This is a genomic window from Pseudochrobactrum saccharolyticum, assembly GCF_008801715.1.
Classification (GTDB): Bacteria; Pseudomonadota; Alphaproteobacteria; order Rhizobiales; family Rhizobiaceae; genus Pseudochrobactrum; species Pseudochrobactrum saccharolyticum.
Genome location: NZ_VZPG01000004.1, coordinates 70,508 through 85,123 on the forward strand (window position 1 = coordinate 70,508; position 14,616 = coordinate 85,123).

The 14,616-nt window shown below is 53.0% G+C and carries 11 protein-coding genes and 1 tRNA gene; 9 read left to right on the forward strand and 3 right to left on the reverse strand.

Annotated elements, in window-relative coordinates; genetic code table 11:
* Positions 1–4: 4 nt before the first annotated feature.
* The 4 genes from F7P81_RS12640 (at position 5) to F7P81_RS12655 (ending at position 4,769) form a co-directional block, all read left to right on the forward strand.
* A complete protein-coding gene (locus F7P81_RS12640) occupies positions 5–1,705 on the forward strand; it encodes an ABC transporter permease (RefSeq protein ID WP_151159779.1) in 1,701 nt (566 codons plus the stop codon).
* Positions 1,693–2,766, forward strand: a complete 1,074-nt coding sequence (locus F7P81_RS12645) for an ABC transporter ATP-binding protein (protein WP_151159780.1) — start codon at positions 1,693–1,695, stop codon at positions 2,764–2,766. The genes F7P81_RS12640 and F7P81_RS12645 overlap by 13 nt, the downstream gene beginning before the upstream one ends.
* Positions 2,763–3,944, forward strand: a complete 1,182-nt coding sequence (locus F7P81_RS12650; protein WP_151159781.1) for an MBL fold metallo-hydrolase — start codon at positions 2,763–2,765, stop codon at positions 3,942–3,944. Before F7P81_RS12645 ends, F7P81_RS12650 begins: the two co-directional genes overlap by 4 nt.
* An 81-nt stretch (positions 3,945–4,025) precedes the next feature.
* Positions 4,026–4,769 carry a 5'/3'-nucleotidase SurE gene (locus F7P81_RS12655; RefSeq protein WP_151159782.1) on the forward strand — a complete coding sequence of 248 codons (744 nt, stop codon included), beginning with the start codon at positions 4,026–4,028 and terminating at the stop codon, positions 4,767–4,769.
* A gap of 60 nt (positions 4,770–4,829) precedes the next feature.
* On the opposite strand, the gene F7P81_RS12660 is transcribed toward F7P81_RS12655, so the two are convergent.
* On the reverse strand, positions 4,830–7,139 hold the full coding sequence (locus F7P81_RS12660; RefSeq protein ID WP_151159783.1) for a Tex family protein: 2,310 nt from the start codon (positions 7,137–7,139) through the stop codon (positions 4,830–4,832).
* A gap of 352 nt (positions 7,140–7,491) precedes the next feature.
* Here F7P81_RS12660 and F7P81_RS12665 point away from each other — a divergent pair, with 352 nt between their 5' ends.
* Both F7P81_RS12665 and F7P81_RS12670 read left to right on the forward strand, forming a co-directional pair.
* Positions 7,492–7,995: a hypothetical protein gene (locus tag F7P81_RS12665; protein ID WP_246176124.1), complete on the forward strand. Its 504-nt coding sequence runs from the start codon at positions 7,492–7,494 to the stop codon at positions 7,993–7,995.
* On the forward strand, positions 7,995–9,227 hold the full coding sequence (locus F7P81_RS12670; RefSeq protein WP_075655945.1) for an HlyD family secretion protein: 1,233 nt from the start codon (positions 7,995–7,997) through the stop codon (positions 9,225–9,227). Before F7P81_RS12665 ends, F7P81_RS12670 begins: the two co-directional genes overlap by 1 nt.
* Before the next feature lie 342 nt (positions 9,228–9,569).
* On the opposite strand, the gene F7P81_RS12675 is transcribed toward F7P81_RS12670, so the two are convergent.
* Positions 9,570–9,646: transfer RNA gene (locus F7P81_RS12675), tRNA-Met, on the reverse strand.
* A 171-nt stretch (positions 9,647–9,817) separates the two neighbouring features.
* On the opposite strand from F7P81_RS12675, the gene F7P81_RS12680 reads away from it, so the two are divergent.
* The 3 genes from F7P81_RS12680 (at position 9,818) to F7P81_RS12690 (ending at position 13,524) form a co-directional block, all read left to right on the forward strand.
* Entirely contained in the window at positions 9,818–10,777 is a 960-nt protein-coding gene (locus F7P81_RS12680) for a Gfo/Idh/MocA family protein (RefSeq protein ID WP_151159784.1), read from the forward strand.
* A gap of 361 nt (positions 10,778–11,138) precedes the next feature.
* Positions 11,139–12,257: a DegT/DnrJ/EryC1/StrS family aminotransferase gene (locus tag F7P81_RS12685; RefSeq protein WP_151159785.1), complete on the forward strand. Its 1,119-nt coding sequence runs from the start codon at positions 11,139–11,141 to the stop codon at positions 12,255–12,257.
* Positions 12,258–12,435: 178 nt separating this feature from the next.
* The gene (locus F7P81_RS12690; RefSeq protein WP_151159786.1) at positions 12,436–13,524 is read left to right on the forward strand and encodes a siderophore-interacting protein; all 1,089 of its coding nucleotides are present in this window, start codon (positions 12,436–12,438) and stop codon (positions 13,522–13,524) included.
* 95 nt (positions 13,525–13,619) lie between these two features.
* On the opposite strand, the gene F7P81_RS12695 is transcribed toward F7P81_RS12690, so the two are convergent.
* Entirely contained in the window at positions 13,620–14,579 is a 960-nt protein-coding gene (locus F7P81_RS12695; protein WP_151159787.1) for a coiled-coil domain-containing protein, read from the reverse strand.
* Positions 14,580–14,616: the final 37 nt, after the last annotated feature.

The window sequence follows — 14,616 nt, forward strand, 5'->3', positions numbered from 1 at the left end:
TTTGATGTCAGATAAAATATTTGGTCAGAGCCGGGATACGGCTCTGATTTTTCTTGTGGCGGCAGTGGTGTTCACGCTGTCTCTGTGGCCGATGTTACGGCTGGCCAGCGAGATCATCGCGCCGAATGGTCAGCTCTCTGACAGTGCAGTACGATCAGCACTTTCTTCAACCTCCACATGGGTTGCCACCCGTAATTCTTTAATCACCGGCTTTGGCGGTACCTTTGCAGCTGTTATCCTTGGCAGTGCCGTCGCGCTGCTGGTAAGCCTGACCAATATTCGCGGGCGCGGCGTGTTCGTGCTGATGTTTGTGGTGCCGCTGCTGATTGCGCCGCAGGTGACTGCGCTGGCATGGCTGCAACTCTTTGGCCCCGCGAGCCCGTTTCTCAAAATGATCGGCATGGCGCCGGAGCTTGGCAGCCGTAACCCGCTCTATTCGACCACCGGTATTATTGCACTGCTCGGCATTCAATATGCGCCGCTGGTGTTCCTGATTGTACGCGCTGGTTTGCGTAAATTGCCGCGTGAGCTGGTTGAAGCCGCTTTGAGCAGTGGTGCCAGCAAATGGCAGGTAACGCGCACAATCATTGTGCCGCTGATGACGCCATCGGTGATTGGTGCCTCTGCGCTGGCTTTTGTATCTTGTGTCGGCAATTTTGGTATTCCGGCATTCTTAGGTATTCCAGCCAATGTGCTGGTATTGCCGACACTGATTTATCAGAAGCTTGCCGGTGGCGGGCCATCTGTGCTGTCGGAGGTCGCTGTGCTTTCGCTGCTGATTGGTGTGATCGCAATGGCGGGTATTCTGTGTCAGGATTATATGGCACGCCGCCGTGATTATCGTATCGCTTCAACCTCACTGCCTGCCGCGCCTTTTGAACTTGGTTCATGGCGCCTGACTGTTGAGGTCGCTTGCTGGCTGCTGATCGCCGTGGTGCTGGTGCTGCCGATGTTCGGCCTGTTGCTCACCGCATTGGTGCCTGCTTTCGGTATTCCGCTGAGCTGGCAGACCGCAACACTGGATAATCTGAAATTCGTGCTGCTTGACCATGCAGGGGCTCGCCGTGCGCTGGTCAATTCATTCACCCTGTCGCTGGCCGCAGCCGGTTTTGCGGTGCTGGTAGCGGTGCCGCTCGGTTATCTCATCACATGGCGGTCGCGCTGGTGGACACGCTTGCTCAATCTCGCAGCCGAACTGCCTTATGCTCTGCCGGGTGTGGTGCTGTCGATCGCGGCACTGCTGATGTTCCTCAAACCTTTGCCGGTTGTCGGGCTGCATCTCTATAATACGATCTGGATTATTCTCTACGCCTATCTGGCACGGTTTCTGGTGCTGGCATTGCGCCCGACCATTACCGGCCTGCATCAGATTGACCGCGCTCTGGAAGAGGCGGCGCAGGTGGCCGGTGCTGGACTGCTGACACGCCTGCGCACCATCGTGTTTCCGCTGGTAGCACCGGCAACTCTGGCTGGCGGTGTGCTGATTTTCATGACCGCCTTTTCGGAGCTGACAGTTTCTGCGCTATTATGGTCATCAGGGTCGGAAACGCTGGGCGTGGTGATTTTCTCTTTTGAGCAGGGTGGCGATTCACCCTATGCGGCTGCAATATCTGTGCTGGTCGTGTTGATTACATTCTTACTGATGCTGGTGACCAATATGTTTGCCAGATATCTGCCTGACGGAGTTCTGCCATGGCGGGATTGACTATCTCTCAGCTTTCCAAAAGCTTTAACGACACCAAAGTGCTGACCGATGTGTCGCTGGATATCGCCAATGGTGAATTCATTGCCGTGCTGGGGCCTTCCGGCTGCGGCAAGACCACATTGCTGCGTATGATTGCCGGATTTGAACAGGCTAATGATGGTGTGATCTATGTCGGCGATAATCTGGTGACCGGCAAAGGACAATTTGTTCCGCCGGAAAAACGCCGTGTCGGTATTGTGTTTCAGAACTATGCTCTCTGGCCGCATATGACTGTCTCCGAGAATGTCGGCTATAGTCTGAAAATCGCCAAGGTGGAAAAAGCCGAGCGCGAGCGCCGTGTGCAAGAGGCGCTGAAACTGGTTGATCTGCAGGGCTATGGGGATCGCCGTCCGGCCAATCTGTCCGGTGGCCAGCGTCAGCGTGTGGCACTGGCACGTTGTCTGGTGGCTGCGCCGTCGCTGGTGCTGTTTGACGAACCGCTGGCCAATCTGGACGTGCATTTGCGTGCATCGATGGAAGATGAGTTTGCGCGCTTCCATAAGCGTACCGGCACGACGATTGTTTATATTACGCATGATCAGGCTGAGGCGATGGCGCTGGCTGACCGTATTGCGGTGATGGACAAAGGCAGGCTGATGCAGTTTGCGTCACCGAAAACGCTCTATAATGAACCGGCCAATGCGATGGTCGCGTCCTTTATCGCGCAGGGTATGGTGCTGCCTGCGGAGATTTTGAGCGTCAATGGCAGTGGTGCTTGCGAGGCATTGGTGCTGGGACAGCAGGTGCGTTTGCGTTGCCGCGCCGATGAAGTGGTGCGTAAAGACGCACAGATTTGTATCCGTGAAGATGATCTGGAACTAGTGAAACAGGACGGATTTGCCGTGCGGGTGACACGTTCGGTCTATCAGGGCGGTGCATCGCGGATTGAAGCCGTTGCTGAGCAGGCACCGGAACTGAACCTGCATTTCAATCTACCGGATCCGCTGCATCTCAAAGCGGATGATGTGGCGCAATTACGTATCCGGTCAGGCTGGGTAATACCGGAAGCAGGTGCGGTATGAAGATCAATCTCTATGGCGGTTTTGGTGAAAAAGGACGCTTAGGCGTCGGTATCAGCACAACTAAAACCAGGTTGCTGTTTGATATCGGCATTAAGGTCGGAGCCACTGGGCGTGATTATTATCCGTTGATTGAGGTGGATGCGATTGCTGCACTTGATGCGGTACTGATTTCCCATGCCCATGAGGATCATGTCGGCGGGTTGTTATGGTTGCTGGCGCAGGGCTTTCAGGGGCGTATCCTGATGACTGCCGAAACTTTGGCTGAAACAGGCCAAACTCTGAGGAATTATGCCGAACAGCAGCATCTGGATATGATTGCCTTTACGCATGAGCGTATTGAACTGTTCAAAGCTGGCGATGTGCTGACCATCGGAGATGCAGAAATTGCTACGGGTCGTTCCGGTCATGTGGCAGGCGGTGTGTGGTTTTGTGTGCAGGCCGAAGGGCGTAAGGTTCTCTATAGCGGCGATGTGGTGCCGGATAGTCAGGTGCTGGAAATGGATGCATTTCCGCATTGTGATCTGTTGTTGCTGGATGCCTCTTATGGTGCTGATGCGGTTTCGGGTAGCGTGCGAGCGCAGCAAATCCATGAATGGATTATGCAGAACCGTGATGGTTGTCTGCTGCCGACCCCACTCTCCGGTCGCTCGCTGGAACTGATGGCGCTGATGCCGGGTAATTTTGCTATTCATGCGGATATGCGTGCTGCACTGGCTGAACAGATTGCGGCGTCTGGTGCCCTGCGGGATGGTGTGGCCGGACGGTTGAAACAATTGCTGCATCAGGCGCAGGACTGGCGTGAAGATCAGGCGCTGCCGCGCTGTCCGCTGCTGACATTTGATGCGATGGGGCAGGCAGGGCCTTCCGCCTATGCGATGAATCGTGCGCTGCGCACCGGCTGGCCGGTTTTGCTGACCGGCCATGTGCCGGAAGATACACCAGCCTTTGATATGCTGCGGGATGAACTGGCGGACTGGATCAGATTGCCGACCCACCCGACTTTGAGCGGTATGGTCGCGCTTTGGGAGCAGGCGGGTAAGCCTGGCATGCTTGGGCATTCCTGTTCCGCTACGTTGCTTAGCAAACTGGCAGAGCATATCCCGGTTGTGCGTCAGGATGTGAAGAGCGGTGATGTGATAGAGCGCATTCCGAAAAGTGTGAAGCGGTTTTCGGATTAAAATGCGCGTTAATTTAAAAAAACAAAGCATTTCTAACAATGCAAACTCAACTGGAAATGCTTTGGAATTGGGAGCAGCCTGATGCGTATTTTGCTTTGCAATGATGACGGTATTGATGCGGAAGGTCTGGCTTTTCTGGAACGTACTGCGCGGGCATTGAGTGATGATGTGTGGGTGGTTGCACCGGATGGTAAGCGCACGGCTGCGGGTGCATCCATCACCATCGGCAAACCACTGACCATGGTGAAACGCGGTGAGCAGCGCTATTCCTGTTCCGGCACACCTGCGGACTGTGTTGTGTCGGCGATGAGCTGGTTGTTCAAAGATCAGGCCAAGCCTGATCTGGTGTTGGCGGGGATTAATGACGGGCGCAATGTGGCCGAAGATCTGGCCTATTCCGGCACGCTCGGTATTGCTCGCGAGGCAACATTCTGGGGTATTCCTGCCATTGGTTTCTCGCAGGTTAAACAGCCGCGCCGTGGTGAAGACGATCTGGTGGCGCTGGTGCAATTATTGCGCAATCTTTTAGAGCAGCGTGCAGACTGGCAGAGAGAAGGGCACTGGCTGAGCATTAATCTGCCGCATAGTTTGCCTGCGCCGGTGGCTCAGCCGCGCATCGGTCGGGACAAGATTGCATCATCGTCTGAGGTGGTCAGCACAGATGGGGCCGAGACAGTGCTGCTAGTGCCGCGCGGACGTCCGCATTCATCTTCCGAAGGTGATGATAATGATCTGATTGATCGCGGTTTCATCTGCATCAACCGGCTCAACTGGTTTGGTGAGACGGAGCTAAATGAGAATTTTATCAAATCCTTAGATAGATAAATTCGTCTTTTGATTCAGATATGAAAAAGGCCGCTGTTTTCAGCGGCCTTTTTATTTTGATTATTTACGTTTCATGGCTTCAAGCAGCGCTGCACCAAAACCGCCCTGAGCTTCAGCAGGCTTTTCCTGTGGCTTGGCTGTGAAATGTTTTTGTGCCGGACGCTGTCCGCGCTCACCCATAGGCTTAGGAGCCGCTTCGCCACCGCCATCTTTGCGCATGGTCAGGCCGATACGTTTGCGCGGCACGTCAACCTCCGTCACACGCACTTTCACCACATCACCGGCTTTTACCACTTCATGCGGGTCTTTCACGAATTTATCGGCAAGCTGCGACACATGCACAAGACCATCCTGATGCACACCGATATCAACAAAGGCACCAAAGGCGGCAACATTGGTCACAGTGCCTTCCAGTAACATGCCGGGTTTGAGATCTTTAATATCGTCAATGCCATCGGCAAAGGTGGCGGTTTTGAATTCCGGACGCGGATCACGACCTGGCTTTTCAAGTTCTGACAGAATGTCTTTTACCGTTGGCAGACCAAAGCGCTCATCAACAAAGAGCTTCGGATCAAGCGCACGCAAAGCACTGGCGTCACCCATCAGCGAGCGCACATCGCGGCCGCAGGCGGCAACGATCTTAGCAGCCACACCATAGGCTTCAGGGTGCACTGATGAGGCATCAAGTGGCTCTGTACCATTCGGGATACGCAGGAAGCCTGCGGCCTGCTCAAATGTACGGTTGCCGAGACGGGCGACTTTGAGCAGGTCTTTACGCTTCTTGAACGGGCCGTTTTCATTGCGATGCGCAACAACGGCTTCGGCAAGCGATGTGCCAAGGCCGGACACACGGGCGAGCAGTGAAGCGGAAGCAGTGTTGAGATCAACACCGACAGCATTCACCGCATCTTCCACAACGGCATTCAGCATATGGGCGAGGCGGCTTTGATCCACATCATGCTGATACTGACCAACGCCGATGGATTTTGGCTCGATTTTCACCAGTTCTGCCAACGGGTCTTGCAGGCGGCGGGCGATAGAAACTGCGCCGCGCAGCGACACATCGAGCTGCGGGAATTCTGCGGCGGCTGTTTCCGAGGCTGAGTAAACCGATGCACCGGCTTCTGAAACGATCACTTTAAGCGGCTTTGGCGCAGGCATATCGCCCAATAAGTCCGCAACCATACGCTCGGTCTCGCGGCTTGCAGTGCCGTTGCCGATAGCGATCAGCTCTACTTTATGCTTGCGGATCAGCGAGGCGATTTCAGCCTGTGCACCGCGCAGATCATTGCGCGGCTGGAACGGATAGACCGTTGCAGTGTCCAGCAGTTTGCCGGTACCGTCAACGATCGCCACTTTCACGCCGGTACGGATGCCCGGATCAAGACCCATGGTAGCGCGGGAACCGGCAGGTGCTGCCAGCAGCAGGTCTTTCAGATTGCGGGCGAAAACATTAATCGCTTCTTCTTCCGCACGTTCACGCAGATCACGCATCAGATCGAGGGAGAGAGACAACGAGAGTTTCACACGCCAGGTCCAGCCGATCACTTCCATAAGCCATTTATCCCCGGCCAGTGTGCCGCCGACCTGATAGCTATGGGCGATCATCCGCTCAACCGGTTTGACCGGCGATGTGTCCTGCTGGTCAACAACAATATCCAGCGTCAGGAAATCTTCATTGCGGCCGCGCAGCATGGCAAGAGCGCGGTGACCGGCAACCTTGTTCCACTGTTCGCTATGGGCAAAATAATCGGAGAATTTGGCGCCTTCAGTCTCTTTTCCGGCAACGACGCGGGATTGCAGAACCGCATTGTCTTTCATATAGGAGCGCAGGCGACCAAGCAGATCGGCATTTTCGGTAATACCTTCGGCGATAATATCACGCGCACCCTCAAGGGCGGCTTTCACATCAGCCACATCCGGTGTGATATAACTGGCAGCCAGTTCGGCAGGTACTGCAGCGCGGTTGTCGAGGATTGCCTGAGCCAGTGCACCAAGGCCACGCTCACGCGCGATTTCCGCACGGGTACGGCGCTTTGGCTTGAAGGGCAGGTAGATATCTTCCAACTCAGCTTTGGTGCTGACCTTGGCGATTTTCAGCTCCAGCTCCGGTGTGAGCTTTTCCTGTGTACGGATGGAGTCCAGAATGGAACTGCGGCGGGCTTCCAGTTCACGTAAGTAAGTCAGACGCTCGGACAGGTTACGCAATTGCGTGTCATCAAGACCACCGGTCACTTCTTTACGGTAGCGGGCGATAAACGGCACGGTCGAGCCTTCATCAAGCAGGCCGATAGCGGCAACCGCCTGTTCCGGTTTGGCATTGATCTCACCGGCAATGATGGCGGCAATCCGTCTGGTAATGTCTGTCATAAGAATCTCATGCTGATAATAACGCCTTTATCATAGAGCTTTGATGCGGCGCATTGAAGGCGGGAATCATATCCTTGCCGGAATATGACGCAGAGAGTTTCACGACTGAGCAATATTGTTTTGTGTATTATAAATTTCTGATAAAATATTTGCTGTACTCATGATGAGGACGCACGGAACTTTTCAACTTAGCGTTATCAGCAGCCGTTAATGCCGTTTTACTCATATGCGCCTTGTTCTGGCACTAAAACCAACATTTTTTGGCCTTGTTTGCACAGGAAGTGCGGCCTGTTTTTCGCTGAGTGTATTTAATCACTGAAACTTAATCTTCAGATCAGGAGACAGGCAAATTATGGATGTGAGTAAACACCCCATAGCCATTGATCATGTGCCCGCATTTATTACGGCACCGGGACAGACCGATATTCTGTTTAATTTCGTCATTGTTTTTCTCATTTGCATGATCTTTGCCGTTGGCACCCTCTATCTCCGGCTTCATGCTTTGCCGGAGCAAATGGCACATCGTACCAATAAGGTGCAGTTGCAGGTAGTTGCGGTTCTGGCGCTGATTGCGCTCTTTACCCATAATCAGCTTTTCTGGATTGCTGCCCTCTTGCTGGCGATGATTGAACTGCCGAATTTTATTACGCCGGTAACCTCAATGGCCAAGTCTCTGAACAGGATTGCGCGCAGCACTTATGTGCCGCAGAACTATCCGCCTGCATCAGCACCGGCTGCGCAACAGCCTGCTCCTGTAGCAGAAGCTGCCGCTAAACCAGTGGAAACAGTACAGCCGCAGGCAGCTCAAGACGGGCATTCATCTCATAATCCGGATCAGAACGGGGAGAAGCAATAATGTTGGAATTTCTTCTCTGTTCAATGGTGACGATTTTGCCGGATTATCTGTTCCGGCGTTATGGTCAGGGTAAACTTATCGGTCACCATATCACGCTTTATTCGGTGTGGTTTGAGCTGCGCTGGGGGATTACAGCCTGTCTTATTCTGACAATCTCGCTGATTACGATGATCTTTTATTATCACCCTTCCACATCCAATGTGACCGCCGCTTATCGCACGGTGACAATCCTGCCGGAAATTCCGGGGCGTGTTGAAGAGGTCTATGTGACCCGCTTTCAGAAAGTGAAAGCCGGTGATCCGTTGTTCCGCCTTGACAGCAGCAAGCAGGAAGCTGCGATGAAAACTGCAGAGCAGCGTATTGTTGAAGTGCAGGCAGAAACTGAGGTGGCAAAATCTGAGATTGCTGCAACAGATGGTGCGATACAGTCAGTTGAGGCCGCCTATTTGCAGGCGCAGATTGATCTCAATACACAGACTGAGTTGCAACGCCGCAACCCGAATGTGGTTGCCCAGCGCGAAATTGACCGCCTGACATCCAGCCTTGAAGGACGCAAAGGTGCACTGGCTGAGGCAATTGCCAGAAAGCAGACATTGCAGACCAAGATCAGCACTTTATTGCCTGCGCAAAAAGCCAGTGCAGAGGCCGCATTGGAAGAGGCACGGGTGCAGCTGGATAAAACCACTGTGCGTGCCGGTGTGTCCGGCACCGTGCAGCAGTTTACCTTGCGCACGGGTGAGGTGGTGAACCCGCTGCTGCGCCCTGCAGGTGTTCTGGTGCCGGATGATGCCGGACGGGGCAGACTGGTTGCCGGTTTCAACCAGATTGAGACACAGGTCATCAAGACCGGCATGATCGCCGAAGTTACTTGTATCGGTCAGCCTTTTACAGTTGTACCGATGGTGGTGACTGAGGTTCAGGATGTGATTGCAGGCGGGCAGGTGCGTGCCAGCGATCAGCTGGTTGATGTGCAGCAGCTGAGCCGTCCTGGTACGATTACTGCGACGCTGGAACCTCTTTATGAAAATAGTTTTGGCAATGTGCCTCCGGGCAGCAATTGCATTGCCAATGCTTATACCAGCAATCATGAAGAGCTGCAGGCAGGCACAGCAGGGCCATTACGTTCGGCATTCCTGCACGCGGTGGATGCCACCGGCCTCGTTCATGCTGTCATTCTGCGCATTCAGGCGATTATGATGCCGGTACAGCTGCTGGTGCTCGGCGGACATTGATGCTGCTGAAAATGACTGGAGCGATTTACGTCCATGTTGGATCGCAGTGCTCGCTCTAGATTCCTTAGTTTGTCGCATTATCTCGGACTGTCCAAGTTAATCCAACTTGACTGTGAAATGCTCTAGTCAGCCGAAATGAAAAAACGGTGCCGGACTTATACTCCGGCACCGGTCTTGTGAAATTTACAGGTCTATCCGATTGATTCTCAAGTGATTCCCAAAACGGGAATAAATCGCTGATGCACGAGGCATTTTACAAAATGCCGTCGCAGTGAAGCAAATATCTCATACTTAAAACAGATGAGACATTCATAATATTGTTTTATGATTGGGAAAATTTGTTGGTAGCGGAGGACGGATTCGAACCGCCGACACAAGGATTATGATTCCTCTGCTCTAACCTACTGAGCTACTCCGCCCCACGATGCTTCAGAGCTTTTCAGCTGCTTCGCGAAGCAATGTTCTCGTTGGGAACGGGGGTCGTATAAGTCGGTATGCGCATAGCTGTCAAGCACTGTTATGCATTAATCGGTATTGAAATCCAACTTTTGCAAAGTTATTGAGTTTTCAACAAGCAAAGGCAGGAAAATATGGCACCGCGTATCGCAGTTCTCGGTTGTGGCTATTGGGGCAACAATCATATCCGCACTCTTAAAGGTCTGGGCGCACTCGTTGCTGTCAGTGATATTGATCCGGCACGCTCCGCAAAATTTGCTGCGGATTATGATGTGGCGCAAATCAGTGTTGATGATCTTTTTGTTTCAAAAGACATTGATGCGATTGTTATGGCACTGCCTGCGCAGTTCCATGCGCAATATGCCATCCGCGCGGTTGAAAACGGCAAGGATGTGTTGGTTGAAAAGCCGATCGCTCTGACTGTTGCTGATGGTGAGGCCGCAATACAAGCGGCTGAGAAACATGGCCGTGTGTTTATGGTTGGTCATATTCTGCGCTTCCATCCGGCATTTGAGAAATTGCTGGAACTGGCACAAAGCGGTGAACTCGGCAAAATCGGTTATATTCAGGCGCATCGCATTGGTCTTGGTAAGTTCCACGGCCAGAATGATGCCCTGTGGGATCTTGCACCACATGATTTGTCGATGATTCTGGCACTGACCGGCTCTGAACCTACTGAGGTGCGTGGTGAAGGTGCGGCAATGATCGATCATTTAAGCGATTTTGCCCATCTGCATATGGAATTCCCGAACGGTATTCGCAGCCATTTGTTTGCTTCGCGCCTGAACCCGATCATGGATCGCCGTCTTGCGGTTGTCGGCGACAAGGCGATGGCTGTTTTTGACGATGCTGAACCATGGGAGCGCAAGCTGACCCTGTATCGTCATAAAGTCTGGCAGGAAAACGGGCAGATCGCATTCACCAAGGCTGATCCGGAATATGTGCCGGTACAGGAAGGCATGCCGCTGACCCGTGAGCTGGAACATTTCATTCATTGCATTGAAACGCGTGAAACACCGCGCACTAATGGTGAAGAAGCTGTGAGTGTGTTGCGGATTTTGACCAAAGGCACTGTGAACCATCCGGTTCGCTAACCGGAATCACAGATATTTGAGATATCCGGCTCTTTGTCATGCTGACGGTACTGATAGATTGACCCATAGTCTGAGGGGCTGAACGGGATAATCAGACTGTATCCATGTGGACAGACTGCAGGATGCGAATAAAACAACGCGATTGAGCGGCTTTTCTGGTATAAGAACCGGCGAGCCGGTCTTCGCGACTGCTGTGCGGAACAAGGGAGACGCGATGTTCCGCCATTGCTTCAAGCTGTGTTACATTGTTTGCCAAACAGTGAAGAATGCACCATGGCGAAGTCTCTTATGAGGGACTACATACTACTCGATTCGCGGGTGTGCGCGTGCATGATGCGGATCAATTGATATTGGAGCCGACATGCAATTCATTGATCTTGTGAGCCAGCGCGCTCGCATTGAAGACCGTCTTAACGCTGCTGTTCTTAAAGTGGTCGCGGAAGGCAAGTATATTCTCGGACCTGAAGTTGCTGAGTTTGAGAAGCAGCTTGCCGATTATGTTGGCGTCAAACATGTTCTGGCCTGTGCCAATGGTACAGATGCATTGCAGATGCCGCTGATGGCTATGGGCGTCGGCCCCGGCGATGCAGTTTTCTGCCCGAGCTTTACCTTTGCAGCAACCGCTGAAGTGGTGGCGCTGGTTGGTGCGGAAGCGGTTTTTGTGGATGTCGAGGAAGACACCTACAATATGAATGTGGAACAGTTGCAGGCTGCTATTGATGCAGTGCGCAAGGAAGGCCGTCTGACACCAAAGGCGATCATTCCGGTTGATCTGTTCGGTCTGCCTGCTGATTACCGTGCCATTATGGCAATTGCTGATAAAGAAGGCCTCAAGGTTATTTCCGATGCTGCCCAGTCGATCGGCGGCAAGCGTGATAATGCGATGTGCGGTTCTTTCGGTCATGTCGGTGCAACCAGCTTCTACCCTGCCAAGCCTCTCGGCTGCTATGGTGACGGTGGCGCAATCTTTACCAATGATGACGACCTGAACGATGTTCTGCGCTCCATCCATTTCCACGGTAAAGGCGAAACCCAGTATGACAATGTGCGCATTGGTCTGAACTCCCGTCTGGATACGATTCAGGCAGCGGTTCTGCTGGAAAAAATGGCTATTCTCGAAGACGAAATGGAAACCCGTCAAAAGGTTGCCAATCGTTATGCCGAAGGTCTGGGTGACATTGTTAAAGTAACCCGTCCGGCTGCCGGTATCCGTTCCGCATGGGCGCAATATTCGATTGAAACCGAACGCCGAGATGAGCTGAAAGCCCATCTGCAGGCGAAGGGGATTCCTTCGGTTATCTATTATGTGAAGCCGCTGCATCTGCAGACTGCTTATAAGCATTATATGGTAGCACCAGGTGGTCTGCCGGTGTCTGAAGCTCTGCCTTCACGCATTCTCAGCCTGCCGATGCATGCCTACCTCTCCGAGGAAGATCAGGAACGCGTTATCGCTGCGATTCGTGAGTTCCACGGGAAATAACCGGAATTTTTCGGTTTCAGTTATGATCTTAAAGGCCGGATGGAAACATCCGGCCTTTTTGCTTTTTCAGACGGGCAGTCAGTGTGACTGCAAATTAAAATATGAATTGAAAATTCATATTATCGAGTGTTAGCTGCAGATAAACCGCCGGTTCTAACCGGCAGAGACTGCAGGAGAGATGATGAATAAGCCTGTATTTATTGCGCAAACGGAAGTTTCCTCCGCGCAGGCTGAGATAATTTTCGAAAATCTGCTACGTGTTTATGGTGAACATTATGCCGTGGTGCGCACAGGGAATGAAGGTACAATTCCGCTGCTGATGGGTGTTGCAAAACTCAGGCTGGAACAGGAGCGTTTTACCGTAACCGCCGAGGCTGCCAATGAAAGCGATCTGTCTTATCTGAAATTTGCTGTCGCGGAAGGCATCGTCCACCATGCGGGTGCCGAAACTGTGAGCTTCCGCTGGGAGGGCGATGGCGCAGGCGAGGGCAGTCTGCCACCGTTTTTCCGCGAAATGAAGGTCATTGCCGTGCGCAATATTACGCCGCATATGCGCCGGATCAGATTGCAGGGCGATGATCTGGGGCGCTATGCCAGCGGCGGGCTTCATATCCGCCTGATATTGCCGCCTAAGCCGCCGCTCAAGCCGAAATGGCCGCATCTGGGAGCTGACGGTCGTCCGGTCTGGCCGGATGGCGAGCATCGTCTGCAAAATCGTGTCTATACAATCCGGACCATTGATGTTGAGCAGGGCTGGGTTGATATTGATATGGTCGTGCATCCCAGCACGGTTGAAGCACCGGGAACAGAATGGGCCATGCAGGCGCAGACCGGTGATATTATCGGTATGACCGGCCCCGGTGGCGGGGATATGCCTGCGGGTGATGATTTTATTCTGGTCGGTGATGAGACTGCCTTACCCGCTATTTCCCGTATTCTGGAAAGACTGCCGGCGACGGCATCGGCAATTGTGCGTATTGAAGTGGCCGACAGTGCGGAAGAGCAGCTACTGGAAACTCAGGCACAGCTTGATCTGAAATGGCTGCATCGTAATGGTGCGGAAGCCGGAACGACAACGCTGCTGATCGATGCGGTAAAACAGGCCATGCCGGCGCAAAGCGAAGGGCGCCGGTTGTTTGCATGGGCTGGCTGTGAGTTCGATGCTTTTAAAGCTATTCGCGGCTTCTGGCGTAAAGAATGCGGTCTGAAACGCGATGACCACATGGCGGTTGCCTATTGGCGGCGTGGCGTTACGGATGACCATTAAGCGGATGGCTTTGGTTGTGCGATTTCAAGGAAAGCTACTGCCTGACTAATTAGAGCGACCTTTGTGTGCCAGGTCCGGCACACGGCGCTCTCAGGTCAGGCCGTGATCTTTTTAATGCGTCCGGCCAGACTTTTCTGTTTTGATGCTTTTGCTTTTTTGGCGCTTTTAGCTGGAGCATCCGGTTCTGTGTCCGGTTCTTTCAGCAATGTGTGGATAGGAGAGGTTTCACCTTCCTGAGCTGCCGTTCTGGCAACCATTTCAGCAGCGAGATCGCTGATGGTTTCCCGCAGCTGATTATCTTCGTCACTCAGCGTCCGGCTTTCATTCTCAGCGGATTTTTCGCCGGAGCGCATGGTTTTACTCTGTCGTTCGAGTTTTTCCTGCGCATCAGAGAGTTCTGAAATCAGACGATGCAGTTTCTCCTCAAGCGCCTGATTACGCTGTTTCTCGCTTTCAAGAGATGTTTTCAATGATGCCACCTGAGAAGCCAGTTCTGACTTCAAGCTGTTAAGTTGTTTCTTTTCCTGCCGCAGATCGCCTGCCTCACGCCGCAACCGGTCTGCTTCGCTTTCACGACGGGAGACCTCTTCACGCAGCGTATCACTGAGATGGCTCAGGGCTTCATTCTGGCGTTGCATCCGGCCGTTTTCCTCAAAGGACGCCTGCTGTTTCTGCTGAAGCTTTTTCATCTGCTCCTGCGCAGCGTTTAAAGTCTGCCGGTCGTCTTTCTGTTGTATTCTGGCAATTTCAAGCTCCTGCTGCAAAGGCAGAATCTTCTCAATTTCATGACGATCCGTGCTGATTTTCAACAATGCCTGTGTGTGCTTCTCACGGATTTCCGAGGCTTGCATTTCCGCTTTACGGAGCGCGGCCGCATGGGATGCACGCAGCATATCCCTGTCGGCTTCAATGGCTGTCAGCGAAAGCGGCAGCTGGGCATTCATCTGTTTTTGCCACAGATAATTCGCGCGTCGCCAGAACAATGGCGCTGCCAGCAAAATCAGAAAGACTGCGCATAAAAAGCCCAGCAGGAAAACCAGTACGGATTGTATCACGATCTGCCGATCTCCGGTGCTTTCAGATTATGACATG

Excerpts from the sequence above, each read along its gene's own strand:
- F7P81_RS12640 (WP_151159779.1), top strand. The coding sequence starts at position 5 with ATGTCAGATAAAATATTTGGTCAGAGCCGGGATACGGCTCTGATTTTT.
- F7P81_RS12645 (WP_151159780.1), top strand. The coding sequence starts at position 1,693 with ATGGCGGGATTGACTATCTCTCAGCTTTCCAAAAGCTTTAACGACACC.
- F7P81_RS12650 (WP_151159781.1), top strand. The coding sequence starts at position 2,763 with ATGAAGATCAATCTCTATGGCGGTTTTGGTGAAAAAGGACGCTTAGGC.
- F7P81_RS12655 (WP_151159782.1), top strand. The coding sequence starts at position 4,026 with ATGCGTATTTTGCTTTGCAATGATGACGGTATTGATGCGGAAGGTCTG.
- F7P81_RS12660 (WP_151159783.1), bottom strand. The coding sequence starts at position 7,139 with ATGACAGACATTACCAGACGGATTGCCGCCATCATTGCCGGTGAGATC.
- F7P81_RS12665 (WP_246176124.1), top strand. The coding sequence starts at position 7,492 with ATGGATGTGAGTAAACACCCCATAGCCATTGATCATGTGCCCGCATTT.
- F7P81_RS12670 (WP_075655945.1), top strand. The coding sequence starts at position 7,995 with ATGTTGGAATTTCTTCTCTGTTCAATGGTGACGATTTTGCCGGATTAT.
- F7P81_RS12680 (WP_151159784.1), top strand. The coding sequence starts at position 9,818 with ATGGCACCGCGTATCGCAGTTCTCGGTTGTGGCTATTGGGGCAACAAT.
- F7P81_RS12685 (WP_151159785.1), top strand. The coding sequence starts at position 11,139 with ATGCAATTCATTGATCTTGTGAGCCAGCGCGCTCGCATTGAAGACCGT.
- F7P81_RS12690 (WP_151159786.1), top strand. The coding sequence starts at position 12,436 with ATGATGAATAAGCCTGTATTTATTGCGCAAACGGAAGTTTCCTCCGCG.